Annotated in this window: 15 protein-coding genes; 7 read left to right on the top strand and 8 right to left on the bottom strand. The window is 64.3% G+C overall.

What is annotated here, in order from left to right; all coding sequences use genetic code 11:
• Window positions 1-62: 62 nt before the first annotated feature.
• Window positions 63-1292 (bottom strand): ABC transporter permease, encoded by a 1230-nt coding sequence (locus ACCQ06_RS18770; RefSeq protein WP_228323532.1) that lies wholly within the window; start codon window positions 1290-1292, stop codon window positions 63-65.
• A 49-nt stretch (window positions 1293-1341) separates the two neighbouring features.
• On the opposite strand from ACCQ06_RS18770, the gene ACCQ06_RS18765 reads away from it, so the two are divergent.
• Window positions 1342-2601 (top strand): threonine/serine exporter family protein, encoded by a 1260-nt coding sequence (locus ACCQ06_RS18765; protein ID WP_104615397.1) that lies wholly within the window; start codon window positions 1342-1344, stop codon window positions 2599-2601.
• A 58-nt stretch (window positions 2602-2659) separates the two neighbouring features.
• On the opposite strand, the gene ACCQ06_RS18760 is transcribed toward ACCQ06_RS18765, so the two are convergent.
• The 3 genes from ACCQ06_RS18760 to ACCQ06_RS18750 form a co-directional block, all read right to left on the bottom strand.
• Window positions 2660-3124: an H-NS histone family protein gene (locus ACCQ06_RS18760; RefSeq protein WP_228323531.1), complete on the bottom strand. Its 465-nt coding sequence runs from the start codon at window positions 3122-3124 to the stop codon at window positions 2660-2662.
• 144 nt (window positions 3125-3268) lie between these two features.
• On the bottom strand, window positions 3269-4963 hold the full coding sequence (locus ACCQ06_RS18755) for a proline--tRNA ligase (RefSeq protein WP_316688695.1): 1695 nt from the start codon (window positions 4961-4963) through the stop codon (window positions 3269-3271).
• A 276-nt stretch (window positions 4964-5239) separates the two neighbouring features.
• Window positions 5240-5641, bottom strand: a complete 402-nt coding sequence (locus tag ACCQ06_RS18750; protein WP_316688693.1) for a DUF4124 domain-containing protein — start codon at window positions 5639-5641, stop codon at window positions 5240-5242.
• Between the two features lie 123 nt (window positions 5642-5764).
• Between ACCQ06_RS18750 and pssA the strand changes: the two genes are divergently transcribed.
• The 5 genes from pssA (at window position 5765) to ACCQ06_RS18725 (ending at window position 10843) form a co-directional block, all read left to right on the top strand.
• Window positions 5765-6538: a CDP-diacylglycerol--serine O-phosphatidyltransferase gene (gene pssA, locus ACCQ06_RS18745; protein ID WP_104615394.1), complete on the top strand. Its 774-nt coding sequence runs from the start codon at window positions 5765-5767 to the stop codon at window positions 6536-6538.
• A 22-nt stretch (window positions 6539-6560) separates the two neighbouring features.
• Window positions 6561-7013, top strand: a complete 453-nt coding sequence (locus ACCQ06_RS18740) for an alanine acetyltransferase (RefSeq protein WP_211287667.1) — start codon at window positions 6561-6563, stop codon at window positions 7011-7013.
• Window positions 7010-7492 (top strand): ribosomal protein S18-alanine N-acetyltransferase, encoded by a 483-nt coding sequence (gene rimI, locus ACCQ06_RS18735; protein WP_170068587.1) that lies wholly within the window; start codon window positions 7010-7012, stop codon window positions 7490-7492. The genes ACCQ06_RS18740 and rimI overlap by 4 nt, the downstream gene beginning before the upstream one ends.
• A gap of 833 nt (window positions 7493-8325) precedes the next feature.
• Window positions 8326-9459 (top strand): pectate lyase family protein, encoded by a 1134-nt coding sequence (locus ACCQ06_RS18730; protein ID WP_228323528.1) that lies wholly within the window; start codon window positions 8326-8328, stop codon window positions 9457-9459.
• A 286-nt stretch (window positions 9460-9745) separates the two neighbouring features.
• Complete coding sequence (locus tag ACCQ06_RS18725) at window positions 9746-10843, top strand: pectate lyase family protein (protein ID WP_316692685.1); 1098 nt, start codon at window positions 9746-9748, stop codon at window positions 10841-10843.
• A gap of 301 nt (window positions 10844-11144) precedes the next feature.
• On the opposite strand, the gene ACCQ06_RS18720 is transcribed toward ACCQ06_RS18725, so the two are convergent.
• Entirely contained in the window at window positions 11145-13118 is a 1974-nt protein-coding gene (locus tag ACCQ06_RS18720) for a transglycosylase SLT domain-containing protein (protein WP_316688692.1), read from the bottom strand.
• A 271-nt stretch (window positions 13119-13389) separates the two neighbouring features.
• On the opposite strand from ACCQ06_RS18720, the gene ACCQ06_RS18715 reads away from it, so the two are divergent.
• Window positions 13390-16269 (top strand): TonB-dependent receptor, encoded by a 2880-nt coding sequence (locus tag ACCQ06_RS18715; RefSeq protein WP_316688691.1) that lies wholly within the window; start codon window positions 13390-13392, stop codon window positions 16267-16269.
• A 196-nt stretch (window positions 16270-16465) separates the two neighbouring features.
• Here ACCQ06_RS18715 and ACCQ06_RS18710 read toward each other — a convergent pair whose 3' ends face one another.
• The 3 genes from ACCQ06_RS18710 to betA all read right to left on the bottom strand — a co-directional run bounded on the left by ACCQ06_RS18710 (window position 16466) and on the right by betA (window position 20042).
• Window positions 16466-17668, bottom strand: coding sequence for an FAD-dependent monooxygenase (locus ACCQ06_RS18710; RefSeq protein ID WP_316688690.1), 1203 nt, complete (start codon window positions 17666-17668; stop codon window positions 16466-16468).
• A 58-nt stretch (window positions 17669-17726) separates the two neighbouring features.
• Window positions 17727-18179 (bottom strand): MarR family winged helix-turn-helix transcriptional regulator, encoded by a 453-nt coding sequence (locus tag ACCQ06_RS18705; RefSeq protein WP_104615386.1) that lies wholly within the window; start codon window positions 18177-18179, stop codon window positions 17727-17729.
• Window positions 18180-18371: 192 nt separating this feature from the next.
• The gene (gene betA, locus ACCQ06_RS18700) at window positions 18372-20042 is read right to left on the bottom strand and encodes a choline dehydrogenase (protein ID WP_316688689.1); all 1671 of its coding nucleotides are present in this window, start codon (window positions 20040-20042) and stop codon (window positions 18372-18374) included.
• Window positions 20043-20145: the final 103 nt, after the last annotated feature.

Genomic DNA, 20145 nt, shown 5'->3' with positions numbered 1-20145 from the left:
CGCGCCAACAGCGCTCCTGCCTTGCACGAATCCCAAATCCCGACTGTCCAATCCCGGCTCCATCACCACCCCATCTTCATGAACCACAACGCCGCAATTGCGTCGAGGATGATGACCAAGGAAATCGTCTGTACCACCGACGAGGTGGTGCGTTCGCCCACCGACTGCGCGGTGCCGCTGACCTTCAACCCTTCCAGGCAACCGATCAGGCCGATCACCAGCGCAAACAGCGGCGCCTTCGACAAGCCGACCAGGAAATGCCGCAACTGGATGGTGTCGTGCATGCGCGCCAGATACATCTGCGGCGGGATATCCAGATCGAATGCGCCTACGGTCACGCCACCGGCCAGGCCGGCGATCATCGCGATGAAGGTCAGCAGCGGCAGGGTGAAGATCAGCGCCAGCAGACGCGGAATCACCAGCAGGTCGATCGGGTCCAGCCCCAGCGTGCGGATGGCATCCACCTCTTCGCGCGATTTCATCGCGCCGATCTGCGCGGTGAACGCGCTGGCGGTGCGCCCGGCCAGCACGATCGCGGTCAGCAGTACCGCAAATTCGCGCAGGAACGCGATGGACACCAACTCGACCACGTAAATTTCCGCGCCGAAGTCGCGCAGGATGGTCGAGCCCAAAAATGCGATCACCGCGCCGACCAGATACGACAGCAGCACCACCAGCGGCACCGCATCCAGCCCCACCTGTTCCATGTGGTGCACGGTGGAGGTGAGGCGGAAGCGGCGCGGCTCGTGGATCAGCCGCGCGATCTTGACCAGGTTCTCGCCCAGAAAACTGTTGAGTTCCAGAATGCCCTGGCCGACGCCATGGGTGGTGCGGCCCAGGCGATCCAGCGCGGCGACGAAGCCGAGATCGCGCTTGGGCTTGGGGCGCTCGTCGTTGAGTTCTTCGATGGTGCACACCAGCGCCTGGTGTTCATCGCGGAAATCGATGGCGTCTTCTTTCAGCCCCATGCGGCCGGCAAAGCGCAGCAGTTGCAGCACGCCGGCCGAATCCAGTTGCCCGATGCCGCGCGCGTCGATGCGACGCACCCCGTCGGGCACGGCTTGCAGCAGTTCGGCCTGGGGCAGCGCGGTCGCCAGGACCCAACTGCCGGAGAGTCGGACCTGTGCCTGATCCTGCGAGTCTTGTTCGATGCGTGGAGGTTGCGGTTTGATCATGGGTAGCCTGTCCGTGGCGCCAGCATACCGCGCCGGTGTGAGCGAAAGATGGGGACGCAACCGCAGCGATGTCCGTGCAGCCGCCAACGGAGGCACCGGCCACGCGCGCTGCGGCATACACTGGCGGCCTCGCCGCACGGCGTTTTTTCGATCCAACCCGCCACGCATGTCCGCTGCCACCGTCGTTCTCCCGTCCGCCAGTGCCACCTACGCCCAGCGCGTCGCCTTTGTGTCGGAAATCGCCGGGCGCCTGCATTCCTATGGCACCACGGCGCAACGCCTGGAGGCCGCGGTGATCGGGCTATCGCAAAAGCTGGGGCTGGATTGCGAGCCCTGGTCCAATCCCACCGGCATCATCTTGAGCTTCAGCGACCCGACCAAGGCGATCGGGTCCAGCGACATCACCCGTGTGATCCGGCTGGCGCCGGGCGAGAACGATCTCTATAAGCTCAGCGTGGCCGACTACGTGGCCGACAGCGTGGCCAACGGCCGCATGAGCATTGCGCAGGGCCATACCGCGCTGCGCCGCCTGGACCGTGAAGTCGACCGGCGCGGCAAGACCTTGCAGGTGCTGGCCTTCGGCCTGGCCGCGGCCGGCGTGGCCGGGTTGTGGAAGTTGCCCTGGCTGGATATCGCCACCGCTGGCGCGATCGGCATGTCGATCGGCCTGCTGACCCAGTACACCGACAAACGCGCCGCCACCAAGGAAGCCGGCGAAGCGCTGGCCGGCCTGCTGGCCGGCGTGGTTGCCGCACTGGTGGCATCGCTGGTCGGGCCGTTGAATCTCAATACGGTCATCATTGCCTCGCTGGTGGTGCTGTTGCCAGGCATGTCGCTGACCAATGCCTTCAACGAGCTGGCCAGCCAGCACTGGGTGTCCGGCACGGCGCGGCTGGCCGGTGCGGTGACCACGGTGCTCAAGCTCACGGTGGGCGCCGTGATTGCGGTGACGCTGACCCAATTGATGGGCCTGCACCCCCAGGTAGCTGCCTTGCGTCCGCAGGCCAGCTGGGTGGAATGGGCGTCGTTGCTGGTGGCCGCTTATGCGTTTGCGGTGTTGTTCAAGGCCAATCGGCGCGATTATTTATGGATCATGGCCGCAGCGATGTCCGGTTATGTCATTGCCCGTTATGCCGGGCATGCCTGGGGCGGTCCGGCCGGAGTATTTGCCTCGGCGATGGCATTGACTGCCGCCGGGAATCTGTTCGGGCGGGTGGTGCAAAAACCCGGTGCGCTGATTCGATTGCCGGGCATCATCATGCTGGTTCCCGGTAGCGTCAGCCTGCGGGGTTTTTTGACCCTGGTGCAACAGCAGGATGTCAGTGTGGGACAAGCCGCATTGTTGGCGGTCACCAATATCGTGATGGCATTGATGGCCGGTTTGCTGTTTGGAAACCTGCTGATTCCGGCGCGCAAGAATTTATGAGCGGCCAGAAAATCGTCCAATAAAAACGCCGGCATTGCCGGCGTTTTTATTGTCTGGATCAAGCGGCCTTGGACTTCTTGGTCGCGCGCTTGGTGACCGTCTTGCGTGCCGCGGCCTTCTTTGCCGATGCCTTCTTTGCACCGCCGCCAACCTTGCTGATCAGGAAGTCTTCCACCTTCTTGCCGGCAGCGGTCAGTTCGGCCAGCCAGCGCGGCTGCTTGCCACGGCCGGTCCAGGTTTCCTGGATGTTGGCCGGGTTGCGGTATTTCGGCGCAACCTTGCCCAGCTTGCGGCCGGCGCGCGGACCCGGCTTGCCGGCAGCGGCCGGACGACCCGGGCCGGCACTGGCGGCGGTACCAAACAATTCTTCGATGGAATAACCCTGGGCTTTCGCCGCGCGGGTCAGCTGTGTGCGAACCTTGGCGATCGGGGCGCGCTTGGCAACCACGGTCTGCTGCTTCTTTGCATTTTTGATCAGTGCGCTCAACTGCTTGGCCGACAGGCCAGAAAGATCGATCGACATCGCGACTCCGGAAGATTGAGAGAGAAAGAATGCCGATCCTTGGCAGCGGCGGCCATCATAATGTCAGAAAACCCCCATGACAAATGCGCCGAAATACATCGGCGCCTTGTGTTCATGCAATTTGAGCGTGATTGCCCGGTTTGATCAGCACCCCAGGCGGGAGAATAATCCAGCCTTATCCAGGTTTTCTGCCGATTCGGCGGTGCGGGCGCGATATTCAAATGTGCCGGCCGCCAATCCACGTTCCGAGACCACCACCCGATGCGGAATGCCCAATAGTTCCATATCGGCAAACATGGCGCCCGGACGCAGGCCGCGGTCGTCCAATGCGGCGTCCAGACCGGCGGCGATCAATTCGTCCAGCAACGCCTGGGCGGCGGCGACCACCTGGGCATCCTGCTTGGGATTGATCACGCACACCACCACCTGCCACGGCGCCATCGGGGCCGGCCAGAGGATGCCGGCGTCGTCATGGTTCTGTTCGATTGCCGCGGCCACGATGCGCGAAATGCCGATGCCATAACAGCCCATCTTCATCACCGCGACCTTGCCGTTTTCGTCGATGACGGTGGCCTGCAACGCCTGCGCGTACTGGCTACCGAGCTGGAACACGTGACCCACTTCGATGCCGCGGGCCAGGCGCAGCTCGCCGCCATCGGCAGCGCGTTCGCCGTCGATGACGTTGCGCACATCGGCCACCGTCTCCGGCTCGGGCAGGTCGCGGCCCCAGTTGACGCCGGCAAGGTGGGCGCCGGCCACATTGGCGCCGACCACGAAATCGGCCATGGCCGCGACATCGCGATCGGCCACCACACGCACCGGCCGGGCAGTGTTGACCGGCCCCAGGAAGCCTGGCTCACAGCCGAGGTGGTCGCGGATTTCGGCCTCGTTGGCCAGGCGATAGTCGGCCAGGCCGGCCACCTTGCCCAGCTTGATCTCGTTGACCGCGTGGTCGCCGCGCACCAGCACCAGCACGAAGCCGGCGTCAGTCATCACCGCCACCGACTTGACCGTGCGCTGCAGCGCGATGCCCAGCAGCTGGGCGACGTCTTCGCAGGTCTTCTGGGTGGGTGTGTCGACCTGGCGCATGCTCTCGGCGGCGTCCGGACGCGGGCCCGGCAGCGCGGCGCTGGCGGTTTCCACGTTGGCGGCGTAGTCGGACGCCGTGGAGAACGCCAGCGAGTCTTCGCCGGAGTCGGCGATGACGTGGAATTCCTGCGAGGCATCGCCACCGATCGCGCCGGAGTCGGCCTGCACCGCGCGGAACTCCAGCCCCAGGCGGGTGAAGATGCGGGTGTACGCCGCACGCATGTTGTCGTATTCGCGCGCCATGTCCGCATCGGTGAGATGGAACGAATAGGCGTCCTTCATCAGGAACTCGCGCGCGCGCATCACCCCGAAGCGGGGGCGGATCTCATCGCGGAACTTGGTCTGGATCTGATAGAAGTTGAGCGGCAACTGCTTGTAGCTGTTGATCTCCTGGCGCGCGAAGTCGGCCGCGGCCTCTTCGGCGGTGGGGCTGTAGCAAAACTCCTGCTGCTTGCGGTCGCTGATCTTGAGCAACTGCCCGCCGAATTTTTCCCAACGCCCGGTGGCGTCCCACAGCTCGCGGGGCTGGATGGTGGGGAACAGCACCTCCACGGCGCCGGCGCGGTTCATTTCCTCGCGCACGATCGCCTCGACCTTGCGCAGCACGCGCAGGCCCAGCGGCGACCAGGTGTACAGCCCGGAGGCCAGCTTGCGGATCATGCCCGCGCGCAGCATCAGACGGTGGCTGACCAGCTCGGCGTCGGCCGGGGTTTCCTTGGTGGTGTGCAGGTGGAACTGGGAAAGACGCATCGGGCTTCGCTTGGGCGGAAAGCCCCTAGTTTGCCAGTGTCGCGCCCTGCCGGTCATCGGCCAGTGGCTGCGCGGTGCTACGCAGCGGGAGAATGGTAGACGTTCGGCTTGGCTGATCAGGCGGGTCGTGACGCCGGAGCGTCGGCCCGCGGTGCGAGCCCGGCCACAGGGCTGCGGATGTGCCGGCGCCGCCTTCGGCAGGCAGCGCGCCAACGTTGCGGTGGGTTATTTCACTACTGAAACGGCCCGACAGCCGCTCACGCTGTCCTGCTGAACTCAGCTGGCCGGAGCGCCGGTCGCTGCCGGCTTGCAATAGGCCTTGGCGGCGGCTTCGGCCAGATTGCGCTGCGCGGCGCGGGCGTCCGGATCCAGTGGCGTGCCGGGCTTGCCGTCGGTGCCGGCGCCCATGGTCACCTCGCCCTTACCGCTGAGCAGCTCCAGGTTGCGGCGTGCGGTGAGGCAGTCGGCCGATTCGGGCGTGGCGGTCTCTGGCGTGGCGATGGCCGCGGTGCCGCTGCGTGCGTCGATCCGGCGCGATTCGTAGCGCTGGCCGGTCGGTGGCGGGGTTTCGGTGTAGTGGGTCACGCCCTTGGCGTCCTTCCACTTATAGAGCTCGGTGGCGCCTGCAGTGGCGCTGAGCAGCAGCAACAGGGCGCAAAGCCCGGACGACAGGTGCATGTGGCTTCCCCTGGATGATTCCCGCCGCGATTGCAGCATCCACGGCCCGCGCTGGCAAGTGATCGCGCGCCGCGGGTGCGGGCGCGCTACCGCCGGACGGACCTCAGGCCCTACACTTGCCGGATGGATGAAATGAGACCGCCCCCGCGCTCGCGCACGATTTACCTGCTGCCGAACCTGTTCACCACCGCCGGGCTGTTTTCCGGTTTCTACGCCATCATCGCCGCCGCCAATGGTCAGTTCGTCCAGGCGGCGATGGCGGTATTCGTGGCGGCGGTGATGGACGGGTTGGACGGCCGGGTCGCGCGCCTGACCAATACCAGCAGCGAATTCGGTGTGCAGTACGACTCGCTGGCCGATCTGGTCAGCTTCGGCATGGCCCCGGCGCTGGTGATGTACCACTGGTCGCTGTCGGCGCTGAAATACGACAGCAACGTGATGGGCCGGGTCGGCTGGTCGGCCGCCTTCTTGTATGCGGCCTGCGCGGCGCTGCGGCTGGCGCGCTTCAATACCCAGGTCGGCGTGGTCGACAAACGCTGGTTCATCGGCCTGGCCAGCCCGGCCGCGGCCGGCTTGATGATGTCTTTTGTGTGGGCGTTCGCCGACGACAGCCTGGGCTTCGATGGCGAGCAGCTGCGCTACGTGGCACTGGCGGTCACGGTGGTGTCGGCACTGTTGATGGTCAGCCGGATTCGCTTCTGGAGCTTCAAGGGCGGCGCGCGTGGCACGCGTGCCGACCGTGTGCCGTTTCTGGCATTGGCGGTCGCTACGGTGGTGATCGCGCTGTTGGTGATCGATCTGGCGCGGTCGCTGCTGGTGATCGGCGTGCTGTATGCGTTGTCCGGCCCGGCGATGTGGCTGTGGCGGCGCTGGCGGCGCGTGCCCGAGCTGCCATGAGCCGGCACGCATGAGCGAGTCTGTGCACGAGCCGGTGTGGTCGGATCTGCAGGTGTCGTGCCTGCAGGCGATGGGGCACACCGTGTACCTGGATCGCGACACCGCCGATACGCCGCCTGCGCCGGTCGACGTTGTAGAGCACGCGCCAGCGCCCGCACCAGTGCGTGCGCAACGTGTCACGCCGGCGGCTCCGGTTGCTGCACCGCCGGCCCGGCGCTCGGCTCCCACCGCGCCGCCCGACGCGGGTGCACCTGGCACGCGCTCGGCAGCTGCGCCGCAACGACGCAGCCGCGTTGGTCTACCCGACCGTTTGCAGATGGCGCTGCTGCGCGCGTCCGGTTGCGACCCGGGCGATCCGTCGACCCAAGCCTTGATGGCCTCCTGGCCGCTGGCCGAGTTGCGTGGCAACCCGGCCGCCAAGCGCGCGCTGTGGCCGCAGCTGCGCGCGCTGCGTCGCCGTCAGGGCCCGGCGTGAGCGCGATGAACGCCCCGCTGCCCACGTCACTGCGTGCCATGCGCGAAAGCGATCTGGACGCGGTGATGGAGATCGAGCTGCGTGCCTATCCGTTTCCCTGGACGCGCAGCATCTTTCGCGATTGCCTGCAGGCCGGTTACCCGGGTTGGGTGATGGAGCAGGGCGGCCAGGTCATCGGTTACGGCATCATCAGCGTCGCCGCCGACGAGGCACATATTCTCAATGTCTGCATTGCGCCAGAAGCGCAGTCGCAAGGACACGGCCGCGTGTTGTTGCGTGCGCTGGTCAAGGGCGCCTGCGACCGCGGCGCGCGGCGCGCATTTTTGGAAGTGCGCCCGTCCAATCCCTCGGCGATTGCGCTGTATCACGCCGAAGGCTTCAATGAGATCGGCCGGCGCCCACGCTACTACCCCTCCCACACCGGACGCGAAGATGCGCTGGTGATGGCGATCGAGTTGTTTTTCGAAGGGTTTTCCTAAGCGCTGCGGCAGCCTCGTCTTCGTAGGCTGCCCATCATCGAATCGACTGCAGGTACCGACAGCATGCATGACGTATGCGTCGGCTGGCGGCTGTGCGCATGAAACGTGCGCGCCTGCCTGAGGGCGCTTAAGTCCCCGCAGTCAATCTTGTCTGAGTGTGGCATGCGTACTGGTTGTTGCAGGCGGAGGCGACGCAGAGTGGCACGTTCTCTCTAGCCCATCGCGACACCAGCAGCGAGGTCGGTCGTTGTGTTGTTTTCGATCGCGCGGTCTTGCGCATGGCTTGCATCAAACAGTGCAGATGTGCAGATGCGTCTCCATCCGGTCGGCTGCATCACAGGTGTTCTACGTGTGCTTGTTGGCTGGCACTGCACATAGCGATTTCGGTGCCTGTCGCGGCGTGATGCGGTGCGTTCGTATCGATGCCTCAAGCGTGTGTGCAGCGCACACGCGCTTGTCGGCACACGCGATTGTCATCAGCGCGTTGCAGCGATGTTTTTCCAGAAAAAGCGCGCACATGTGATTTCAACAGCACGCGGCGTTGAATGCATATCCAGCTGCACTGCAGCACCCATCATGCTGCGCTGCAGTGTCCCTGGCGCTGTCTCTGCGTGTCTTGATTACAGCGTTTTGTCTTCTCTTTGGTGTCTCGCAACCGTTTGCGTGACTGCGCGTGCACATCGATGCATTGCCTAGATACAAGCGATTGCGATGCTCCTAGTATCGTTTTCGCGGAACTGAACATTACAGAGATGAAAAGTACGTTCCGCAGTCGATAGACGAGGAATGTGCCGCCGCGCGGCGCATCGAACCCATTCGAGGGAGACATCAAGATGAAGCCGAAATTTTCGACGGCGGCCGCCGCGTCGCTGTTTGTCGGGTCGTTGCTGCTCACTGGCGTTGCAAGCGCCGATCCTGCGCTGGAAGTGGCGACCACTGGGTGGGCGACACAGAACGGCGGCACCAAGGGCGGCTCCAAAGCTGCTGGTGCCGATATCTACACGGTCACTAACGCGGCCGATCTGAAGAAGGCGCTCAAGGCCAGCGCAGGCAGCAACGGACGCATCATCAAGATCAGCGGCATCATCGATGTCAGCGAAGGCAAGCCTTACACCAAGACCTCGGACATGAAGACGCGTGCGCGTCTGGATATCCCGACCAAAACCACGTTGATCGGCATCACCAGCAACGCCGAAATCCGCGAAGGCTATTTCTACGTCAAGGCTAACGACGTCATCATCCGTAACCTCACCATCGAAAATCCATGGGACCCGGAGCCGGTTTGGGATCCGGATGACGGTAGCGCCGGCAACTGGAACTCCGAGTACGACGGCCTGACCGTGGAAGGCGCCAGCAACGTGTGGGTGGACCACGTGACCTTTACCGATGGTCGCCGCACCGACGATCAGAACGGCACCGCCAACGGCCGCCCCAAGCAACATCACGACGGCGCAATGGACGTCAAGAAGGGCGCCAACTTCGTGACCATCTCGTACTCGGCATTCAAGTCGCATGAGAAGAACGACTTGATCGGCTCCAGCGACAGCGCTTCGAGCACCGACAGCGGCAAGCTCAAGGTGACCATCCACAACACCTTGTTCGAAAACATCTCCGCGCGAGCCCCGCGGGTGCGTTTTGGCCAGGTGCATTTGTACAACAACTACCACGTGGGCAGCACCAGCAATAAGGTCTACCCGTTCTCGCATGCGCATGGCGTGGGTAAGGAATCGAAGATCTTTTCCGAGCGCAACGTGTTCGAGATCAGTGGCGTGAGCAGCTGCGACAAGATCGCAGCCGACTACGGTGGCAGCGTATATCGCGATCAGGGCTCGCTGCTCAATGGCAAGGCCTTGAGCTGCTCCTGGAACAGCAATATCGGTTGGACTCCGCCTTACACCTACAGCCTGCTGTCGGCCGACAAGGTGGCTGCGGACGTCAAGGCAAAAGCCGGCGCCGGCAAGCTGTAAACGATCGCATCTGCTGAAGACGTTGCCACGCGCAGTGCACGACAACGTGCGCTGCGCGTGGCGCGTCGCCATTCCAAAAACGCAGGTGCAACATAGTAAAAATGTACTTTTAAATAATGTACATAAGCATTAGGATCGGTCCGGTTCGCTAGGGGACTGGCCTGTTGGCCTGGGCGAACGCACGGGGAGCACGCCGCGCAGCGGCGTGTCACGCATCACTCATTCAAGAGACTTCATCACCATGTCGAACGTATCGACTGTTGTGGGACGTACCGTTGTGGGCGTTATGTTGAGCGCCGCGTTGTTGTCGACCACCGCTTATGCAGCAGACCCCGCGCTGGAGGTTGCCACCACCGGCTGGGCCACCCAGAACGGCGGCACCAAAGGCGGTTCCAAGGCCTCCGCAGCGGACACCTATACCGTCAGCAACGCAGCGCAGTTGAAGGCTGCGCTGAAGGCTAGTGCGGGTAGTAACGGGCGCATCATCAAGGTCAAGGGTGTCATCGACATCAGCGAAGGCAAGGCATACACCAAGACCTCGGACATGAAGACGCGTGCGCGTCTGGATATCCCCACCAAGACCACCTTGATCGGCGTCGGCACCAACGCCGAAATCCGCGAAGGCTATTTCTACGTCAAGGCCAACGACGTCATCGTGCGCAACCTCACCATCGAAAATCCGTGGGATCCGGAACCGAAGTGGGATGCCGACGATGGCGACAACGGCAACTGGAATTCCGAGTACGACGGTCTGACCGTGGAAGGCGCCAGCAACGTGTGGGTGGACCACGTCACCTTTACCGATGGCCGCCGCACCGACGATCAGAACGGCACCGCCAACGGCCGGCCGAAGCAGCACCACGACGGCGCAATGGACGTCAAGAAGGGCGCCAACTTCGTGACCATCTCGTACTCGGTCTTCAAGTCGCACGAGAAGAACAGCCTGATCGGCTCCAGCGACAGCGCCTCCAGCACCGACAGCGGCAAGCTCAAGGTAACCATCCACAACACCTTGTTCGAAAACATCTCCGCGCGCGCGCCGCGGGTACGTTTCGGCCAGGTGCATCTGTACAACAACTACCACGTGGGCAGCACCAGCAATAAGGTCTACCCGTTCTCGCACGCGCATGGCGTGGGCAAGGAATCGAAGATCTTCTCCGAGAACAATGCCTTCGACATCAGCGGTGTGAGCAGTTGCGACAAGATCGCCGCCGATTACAAGGGCAGCGTGTACCGCGACCAGGGCTCTCTGCTCAATGGCAAGGCGTTGAGCTGCTCCTGGAACAGCAACATCGGCTGGAAGCCGCCGTATACCTACAATCTGCTGTCTGCCAACAAGGTGGCTGCCGACGTCAAGGCCAAGGCCGGTGCAGGCAAACTATAACTGACGCCACATGCAGCGCTGCGAGGGTTGCAGCGCTGTACGCAATGACACAACGCCCGCAGCGATGCGGGCGTTGTGCGTTTACGCGCTGCCATCGACGTCCGGGTGTTCCGCTTGAGGATAGTCAGCGATGCGATGAGGTGATAGCGCGATGCCGCCACGCTGCAAAGGTCACAATCGCGCCGTGTCCTGCACGCGGTCAGGGCATCGCACTTCGATCAAAGCAAAGACCGAGTAGAACAACGCAACGGCGCAAACGCGCCCGCTTCGCCAGGCGGCATACGCGTCGGCAAAAGTGCACTCAGTCCTGCGTTGCGTTGCTCGCACTCTGGCCCGGCGTGCACACCGGCGTTTGACGCTTGTCCACCAGCTTGCCCATCAGCCGGTCGCTCAGCGGCAGCATGTCGCCGTTGAGGCGCCAGTCGTAGATCACGCTGAAAGCCAGGACACGCGCAACGTACTCGCGGGTTTCCTTGTAGCTGATGGTCTCGATCCAGAAGTCCGGTTCGAAGCCCGGCCGTTGCGATTGCCAGCGGCCGGTCGGGCCGGGTCCGGCGTTATACGCGGCGATGGTCAGATACGGCAAGCCATAGGTGTTGAGCAACTGGCGCAGGTACGCGGTGCCGATGGCAATGTTGGTGTCCGGTTCGTACAGACTGGCGGCACCCGCGTAGCCGGGCAGGGCGATGCCCTTGGCGACCGCCGCACCGGTGCCGGGCAACACCTGCATCAGGCCCATCGCATTGGCCGGCGAACGCGCACGTGGATTGAAGATGCTTTCGGCGCGGATCTCCGCGGCAACCCAGGCCGGATCGATGGCGTTCTTTGCGGCTTCGCGGCGAATGCTCTCATCGTGATGCAGCGGGAAGCGCAGCGCATACAGCCGTTGCTCGTCCGGCTGTTTGCCGAGCGCAAACACCGCGCGATCGAACCAGCCGTTGTCGCTGGCCACCTCCACCGCCAGGCGGCGCTGGGTGTCGTCGAAACGGCTGGCGGCATCGTTCCACTCCGCCACCGCCCAACCGGGGCGATCGATCTGGAACAACGCAATCGCACGGGTCAATGCCGGGTCGCGCGCCACTGCGGCCTTGGCCTGCGGGCTGTCCTTGGGCTCCCATGGGCACAGCCGATACGGCTGCTGCAGGCGGTCGGCGGCCAGGAGGCCGTGGAAGGTGGGCGACTGCGCAGCGGCGCGATACAACGGCTGTGCCGCCGCCGCCGAACCGGTCTTCTCGGTGAGGCGCGCTTCGAAATACTGCCAGCGCGAATCGGCGCGCTGGCTGGCCGGCATCTTGCGGATGGCGGCCAAGGCTGCAGGCCAATCGCCACGCGACATCGCCTCGCGCGCGCGCCATTCGTGCAGGCGCTCGTCGTAGGCCGCATCGGGCACCGCGTTGAGCCTGCGCGCCGAATCCGGCAGGTAGGACGCCACCGTCCACAACGCAATCTGATACAGCACCTGCCCGCGCTGCGCGTCGCTGAAACCCAACGCGCTGGCGAACTGCGGCAACTGGTGCTCGGCGCCGTCCGGGTCGGTCTTGGCCAGCTTGGCCAGGCCATCGACGGCGATGCGGCGGCTGCGCTCGGTCTTGGGCCAACCCAGTGCACGCGGGTGGACCTTGTCGAGAAAGGCAGCGTAATCGGTGGCCAGTGCCAGCTCGGCCGCCGGCAAGCCACGCGCCGCCGCACGCATCACCGCAGGCAGCTGCGCATCGGCAGCGGCTTCCACACGTTCCCAGCGCAGTGCCGGAGTGAGTTCGCCGCGCGACTCCAGCCCCGCCACCACCGGTTCGCACGCATCCGGCAACGCCTTGCCGTTGCGCCACAGGGTGAGCGCATCGCGGCTCCACTGTGCGTCCAGCTTGCCGGTGGCCTGGCGCGCGGTCAGCTGCGCGCAGCGCAGCCCTACGTTATCGGTGGTCTTCCAGTTGGCCAGCAACGTGGTCCAGTCCTGGCGGCGTGCGACCGCCGGCAACCAGGTGCTGCGGAAGCTTTCGGCGACCGGTTGGCCGGCGTAACGCTGCAAGAATCCCTGCGCCTGCGCGTTGGAGACGTTGTCGATGTTGCGCTTGAGCGTGGCGTACTCCAGCCAGCCGTACAGCGGATGGCGGCTCAATGCCGAGAGCTGGGCGGGATCGGATTGGCCGCGCTCTGCGGCGGCGATCGCATCGCGCATGGCAGTCAATTGCGGATCCAGGCTTTGCGCATGCAGCGCAGTGCTGCCAAGGCACAACAGGCCGACGAAAACAGTGGCAAGACGCGGGAAATAAGTCATCGCGCGACTATACCGAAGCACGCCTGAGCGCTTGAGTGAATACGCATCGCGCCTGACAGCGCATGTCCTGTCGATGCCGCTGTGCGTTCGTCGTCTGGACGATGCGCTTGCGCGTCTGCATCGGCATCCGCGCTCACACCATGCACTGCGACGCGCATCGCAGTGCTGCACCGCCAGATTGCGGTGCGTTAAGGTTTCGTTTACAACTTGGGCCGGACCGCAGGGCACGGGGGCGTGCGGACACTTAAAGATCCTTCTGGAGAGAGAAAGGATGAAGCGTCTGATTGGCCCGTCTCGGTCATGCCTGGCCGTGCAGTTGTCGTTGTGTCTGATTCCCACGCTGGCCTGGGCGCAACAGCCCGAGGCGACCCCCGGTACGCGCACGCTCGATAGCGTGCAAGTCACCGGCACCCGCATCAGGACTGCCGAGCTGCAAGGCCAGGTGCCGATCCAGACGCTCAACCGCGCCGACATCGAGCGCACCGGCCTGACCTCGATCGGCGAAGTGCTGCAGGAACTCACCGCGTCCGGTTCGGCGCTCAACGCCAAGTTCAATTCGTCCGGCAATTTCGGCTTTCCGCCCGACGGCGGCGGCGTGGGCGCGGGTTCGGCGCAGGTGGATCTGCGCCACCTCGGCTCCAAGCGCGTGCTGGTGCTGGTCGATGGCATCCGCTGGGTCAACGAGTCGTCCGCCTCGGGTGTGGGTTCGTCGACCGACCTCAATACCATTCCGCTGGCGATCGTCGAACGCATCGAAGTGCTCGAAGACGGCGCCTCGTCGTTATACGGATCCGATGCGATTGCCGGTGTGGTCAACATCATCACCCGACGCAGCTTCGACGGTGCGCAGGTCACGCTCAACTACGGCCAGTACGGCAAGGGCGATGGCGCCAACCAGGGCGTGGATCTGGCCTGGGGCACAAGCGGCGAGGATTTCAGCCTGTTTTTAGGCGCCAGCTACGTCAAGCAGGACCCGATCTATGCGCGCGACCGTGCGCAGGCACGCTTCCCGATCCCGGGCACCGGCCTGACCTTCGGCAGCTCGGCCACCCCGGATGGGCGCTTTCAGTTCGTCGACCCCACGACCGGCGCGCGCCAGAACCTCACGCCCAATGCCGGCGTGGGCACGCCGCAATACGACGGCAGCGCGGGATGCACGCGCAGCGACGACTACCACTGCTTCGGCACCGCAGACCGCTACAACTTCGCCGAGCAGAATCTGCTGCTGACACCGTCCGAGCGCAAGGGCGTGTTTGCGCAATTCCGCTATTACTTCAACGACGACGTGCAGTGGTACGTCAAGGCGTTGGGCAATCGGCGCGAGTCGACCAACCAGGCCGCGCCGGAGCCGATCTTTCTCGGCCCCGATGCCGGCACCGGCAATCCGCTCGCCGACAACATCGTGATTTCCGGATTGAATCCGTTCAATCCGTTCGGCTTCGATCTGAATTCGGCCACCAACCTGATCCAGATCGGCCGGCGTCCGGTGGAAGGCGGGCCGCGTCGTTACGAGCAGCAGGTGGATACGCAGTACTTCGGCACCGGACTGGTGGGCACCTTCGAAGCGGCCGCGCGCACCTGGTATTGGGACGTCAACGGCATGTACAGCAAGAACAAGGCCGAGCAGACCAACTACGGCAGCTACAACCTGTTCAACATCAATCTGGCGTTGGGCGATCCGGCTGCATGCGCGGCGGTGGCCGGCTGCGTGCCGCTGGACATCTTCAGCGGGGCGGGCAGCATCACGCCGGACATGCTGCGCTGGATCCAGCCGGTGGTGCGCGACCGCAGCCAGAACGAGTTGAGCCTGTTCACCGCCAACCTCAGCAGCGAATTGTTCCAGCTGCCGGGCGGCGCGGTGTCGTTTGCCAGCGGCTACGAATACCGCAAGTACGAGGGCTCATATCAGCCCGATCCGCTCACCGTGGCCGGCCGCTACAACGGCGTGCCGTCGTTGCCGACCTCCGGTAGCTACGACGTCAACGAGGCGTATCTCGAACTCAATATTCCGATCTTCGCCAACTCGTCGTTGGGCGACAAACTCGATCTGAATATCGCCGGGCGCTATTCGGATTACTCCACCTTCGGCGGCGAATTCACGCCGAAGTACGGCCTGCGTTGGCAGGTCACCGACGAGTTGGTGTTGCGGACCAGCTACGCCGAAGGCTTCCGTGCACCGACCATCGGCGAGCTGTTCGGTTCGGCCGCGCGCGCCGACCTGCAGCTATCCGATCCATGCTCGATCGGCCTGGGCGGCACCGCCCCGCGCGGCAGTGCGGCCAACTGCGCCGCACTCGGCGTGCCGGGCGGTTACCAGCAGGCCAACCAGCAGATCTCGGTGACCACCGGCGGCAACGAGCAGCTGGACCCGGAGCGCTCGCGCAGCTTCAGCGCCGGCTTTGTGTTCAGCCCGGGCTTTGCCAGCAACGCCAGCTGGTCCGACCGGCTGGACATGGAAGTGACGTTCTATCGCCATCATGTCGACGGCGCGATCCAGGCCATCAATGCGCAGACGCAGCTGGATCTGTGCGTGGACACGCTGGATGCGCTGTACTGCGACGGCATCGGGCGCGCGTCCACCGGCGGCATCAACGCCTTCAACAACCGGCTGACCAATCTAGGCTCGATCAAGACCGATGGTTGGGACGTGGATCTGTTCTGGACGCTGCCGGAAAGCGCGTTCGGCCGCTTCAAGGTGTCGTGGCAAAACACTTTCGTGGGCCGTTACGAAGCGCTGGGTGCGGCCGGCCAGCGGCAGCCGCAGGGGCCGGGCATCGAAGTGGTCGACAGTGCGATTCCCGAGTGGACCAGCAATGCCGTGCTGGATTGGTCGTTGGGTCACTGGACCGCATCGTGGACGGCGCGCCACATCTCCAAGCTCACCGAGCAATGCGGCGATGCGGTGGAGTTTGCGGTGTGCTCCAATCCTGCCGTGGGCACCAATCGGCTGGACGCGATCACGTATCACGATGCGCAGGTGGGGTATCGCGTCGATTGGCTCAAGGGCCTGCAACTCACGGCTGGCTTGAACAACGTGTTCGACAAAGATCCGCCGCTCTGCCTGTCGTGCTCACTCAATGGCTATGACTCATCCACTTACGACATTCCCGGTGGGCGCTTCTGGTATGCGCGTGTGGATTTGAAGTTCTAGGGGCGGCTGGATGTTGCGTGGTGCTTCCGTGAGAACCACGCTGGCTGATTGGGTAATCGAAGCGCTACGAAGCTGTCGTCTTCGCAGCGCTTCTGGTCTTGGCCTGTGGTGCGCAGGTGCCGGTTGCCTGCGGATCGCAGCGGCGCACTGCAGCGCGGGCGCGTTGTCGTGTTGTCTATTGGTGACAACACCTGTTTCAGCGTGGCTCTACCGGCCGATAGTCTGGCAAGGCGATGCTGTTGGAATCGCGCGCAAAACTGTTGTTGATGACGCGTCGGACAAGCGGGGTGCCTGCCAGACGCATCGCGCCGCGCAGCAGCGTCAGCCCGACAGTGGAGTGCGGCCAGAGCAGGCGAGGGACGATCTTGGGAACGTTCTGCCCCTCTTTGACGAACGGGCGCATGATCCGTTCGTAGTGCGTAAACGCTTGCGTCGGTGCGCTGGCCTGGGCAAGTTCGCCCGCCAGTACGTAGCTGCCGACCATCGCCAGCGTCGTGCCGATGCCCGACAGCGATGTGGGGCACCACGCGGCATCGCCGGTCAACACTACCCGGCCGGCAGACCAGCGCGGCATGCGCACCTGCCGCAGTACCTCGAAGTAGAAATCGTCGACATCCTTCATCGCCTCGAGAATGCGCGGGAACTCCCAGCCGTCGTTGGCAAATTGCGCTTGCATGTAGTGCCGTTGCCGCTCCAGGCTCCACGCGTTCTCGCCCTCGGGCCGCTTCTGCAGGCCGAGATACGCGCCCAGCTTGCCGTCCAGGGCAGGCTTCAACGTCGCGCCGCGCCCACCCACCGTGTTGTATTGCCTGGCATAGGCACTGTCGTGCGGGAGTCGGGGGATGCTGAAGTAGGCGATGGTCATGTCCATCCAGTACGGCACGTTCTCGCCGGGAAACACCAGCTCACGCGTGTGCGCGCCAACGCCTTCAGCGACGATGACAGCGTCGTAGCGTGCGGAGCGGCCGCTGTGGAAAGTGATGTCGACGCCGTCCTGGTCCTGGGCGAGGTCGCAAATGCTGTCGCCGAAGCGATAGGGCACGCGCTCGCAGGTGGCGTCATACAGGATGCGCGCGAGGTCGCCGCGACGGATTTCCAGATCGGCAGTAGGCCCGCCGTCGGTATCGGACTCGTCTGCCTTGAAGCGCGCAATGACGCGATTGTCTTCGCTCACCCAATCGGTGCCGAGTTCCTTGGTGCTACGTTCGAATGCACGCGCTTCCAGTCCCATGCGGCGCAGCACCTCACGCCCATTGCCGCGCACGTCGACGTTCTGGCCGCCATCACGAAACGCCGGCGCGCGTTCGACGACCTCGACCTCGACTCCATAAGCATCGAGCCACCATGCCGCAGTGGTTCCAGCGACGCTTGCGCCACTGATGAGTATCCGACGGGGCATGGTGCCGCTCCTGCAGTGAATATATATCACGTATGATACTTAAATATCATGTGTGATTCTATTCGCTTGCGGCGGTTTCCAGATTGTCGATCAGTCGGCCAAGCAGAACGGTCAGCAGTGCGGCTTCCTCGCTGGAAAAGCCCGAGACGCCGACGGCATTGAAGTGAAGCAGCGCGGTGCGCCCGGTGGCAGCAGCGTCTTGGCCGGCATCGGTCAGCCGAACAGTGGCGGCGCGTTTGTCGCTGGACAACGCCTCGCGCGCAATCAGCGCCATCGCTTCGAGCTTGTCCAGCAGCGCCACCATCGCAGGCTGCTTCACTGCGGAGTGGCGCACCAGGTCCCGCTGCAGCATCGGGCCTTTCCACGACAGCAGCAGCAACGGCGCAATCAGCGCAAGTGTCAGCCCGTGTTCGCGCAGGCGCGCGTCGACACTGCGATTGAAGACGCGCGCGGCATGGTTGGCCAGATAGCCGGGCGCGATGGCGGCTTCCGGGTGGATGTCCGAGTTCATGCTCGAAGCATATCCCACGCGTGCGGGGCGATGGCACCGCGCGACTGGGCTATCGCGCGGTGGGGCAGCGTGGCTGGCACGTCACGGCAAGGCGCATGTCATCGACGATGCCGCAATGCTTGCGATGGGCTGCGGATGCGCGACGCGTCAGAACGCACCCGTGTATCCGCAGTCTTCCATCCTGGCCGATCCCTATCGACGCACCGGCGCATCGCCGGCGATGTAGTAATCGGCCCTGCTGCGCGCCAATGGCGCACGTCCTCGCATGCGGTCGGCGATCTTCTCGGCGATCATGATGGTGGTGGCGTTGAGGTTGCCTGTGATGATGCGCGGCATGATCGAGGCATCGATGACGCGCAGGCCTTCCATGCCATGCACGCGGCCTTGTCCATCCACCACGGCCATGTCATCGGTGCCCATCGCACACGAGCACGACGGGTGATACGCGGTTTCTGCACGTGAGCGTACGAACGCGTCCAGCTCGGCGTCGGTCTTGCAATCGGCGCTGGGGCTGATCTCGCGTCCGCGGTAAGCGTCCAGTGCGGGCTGCGCGATGATCTCGCGGGTGATGCGGATCGCATCGCGAAATTCCTGCCAGTCCTGATCGGTGGACTGGTAGTTGAAGAGGATGGACGGATGCTGGCGCGGGTCGCGCGACTTGGCGTGCACGCGCCCGCGGCTGGGCGTGCGCATCGAGCCCACATGCGCTTGAAACCCATGTTCCTTCACCGCATTGCTGCCGTTGTAATTGATCGCCACCGGCAGGAAGTGGTACTGGATGTTGGGCCAGTCGAACTCCTCGCGCGTGCGGATAAAGCCGCCGGCTTCGAACTGATTGCTGGCGCCGGTGCCGGTGCCGGCAAACAGCCACTCGGCGCCAATCGCAGGCTGGTTCCACCATTGCAGCGCCGGATACAACGACACCGGCTTGGTGCAGGCGTACTGAATATAGACCTCCAGATGATCCTGCAGATTCTGGCCGACGCCGGGCAGGTCGTGGACCAGCTGCACGTCGAGTGCGCGCAGCAGATCCGGTGCGCCGACGCCGGAGCGCTGCAACAGCTGCGGTGAGGCGATGGCGCCGGCACAGACCAGCACTTCGCGGCGTGCATGCGCATCGATGCCCTCGCTGCTGTTGCCGACCAGGTAATGCACGCCGATCGCGCGCTTGCCGGCAAACAGGATGCGGTCCGTGGTGGCGTGGGTGACGATGTGCAGGCCATCGCGCGGCTTTGCCATGTCCAGATACCCGCGCGCCGTGCTCGCACGACGGCCCTGTGGCGTCACGGTGCGGTCCATGGGCCCGAAGCCTTCCTGCTGGTAGCCATTGAGATCGTCGGTACGCGGATAGCCTGCCTGTACACCGGCGTCGACCATCGCCTGGAACAGCACGTTGTTGTCGTTCTTCGGCGTGGCCACGCTGACCGGGCCTTCGCCGCCGTGATAATCGTTGGCGCCGATGTCGCGCGTCTCGGCCTTGCGGAAGTAGGGCAACACGTCGCGGTAGCTCCAGTCTTCCAGGCCCGGGCGTTTGGCCCAGTGGTCGAAGTCGAGCGCGTTGCCGCGGATGTAGCACATGCCATTGATCAGCGACGAACCGCCCAGGCCTTTGCCGCGCCCGCATTCCATGCGCCGGTTGTCCATATGCGGCTCCGGCTCGGTTTCATAGGCCCAGTTATAGCGGCGGCCCTGCAGCGGGAATGCCAGTGCGGCCGGCATCTGGGTGCGGAAATCCAGCCGATAATCTGGCCCGCCCGCTTCGAGCAGGAGCACCGTTACGCCGGGGTCTTCGGTCAGACGTGCAGCCAGCACGTTGCCTGCCGAGCCGGCGCCGATGATGATGTAGTCGTATTCGCGTTGCATGGTGGTCTCCTGATGCGTGTGCGGTGCAGCGGCAGTCAAGGCACCGCGCAGTCGCTGTTCTGTGCGCGGCAACGTGCCGGTGCACGCAGCGCGTGTGTCGGGC

The sequence above is a fragment of the Xanthomonas sp. NCPPB 4467 genome, assembly GCF_041475665.2.
Classification (GTDB): domain Bacteria; phylum Pseudomonadota; class Gammaproteobacteria; order Xanthomonadales; family Xanthomonadaceae; genus Xanthomonas; species Xanthomonas dyei.
This window is presented reverse-complemented; position numbering and strand designations above follow the sequence as displayed.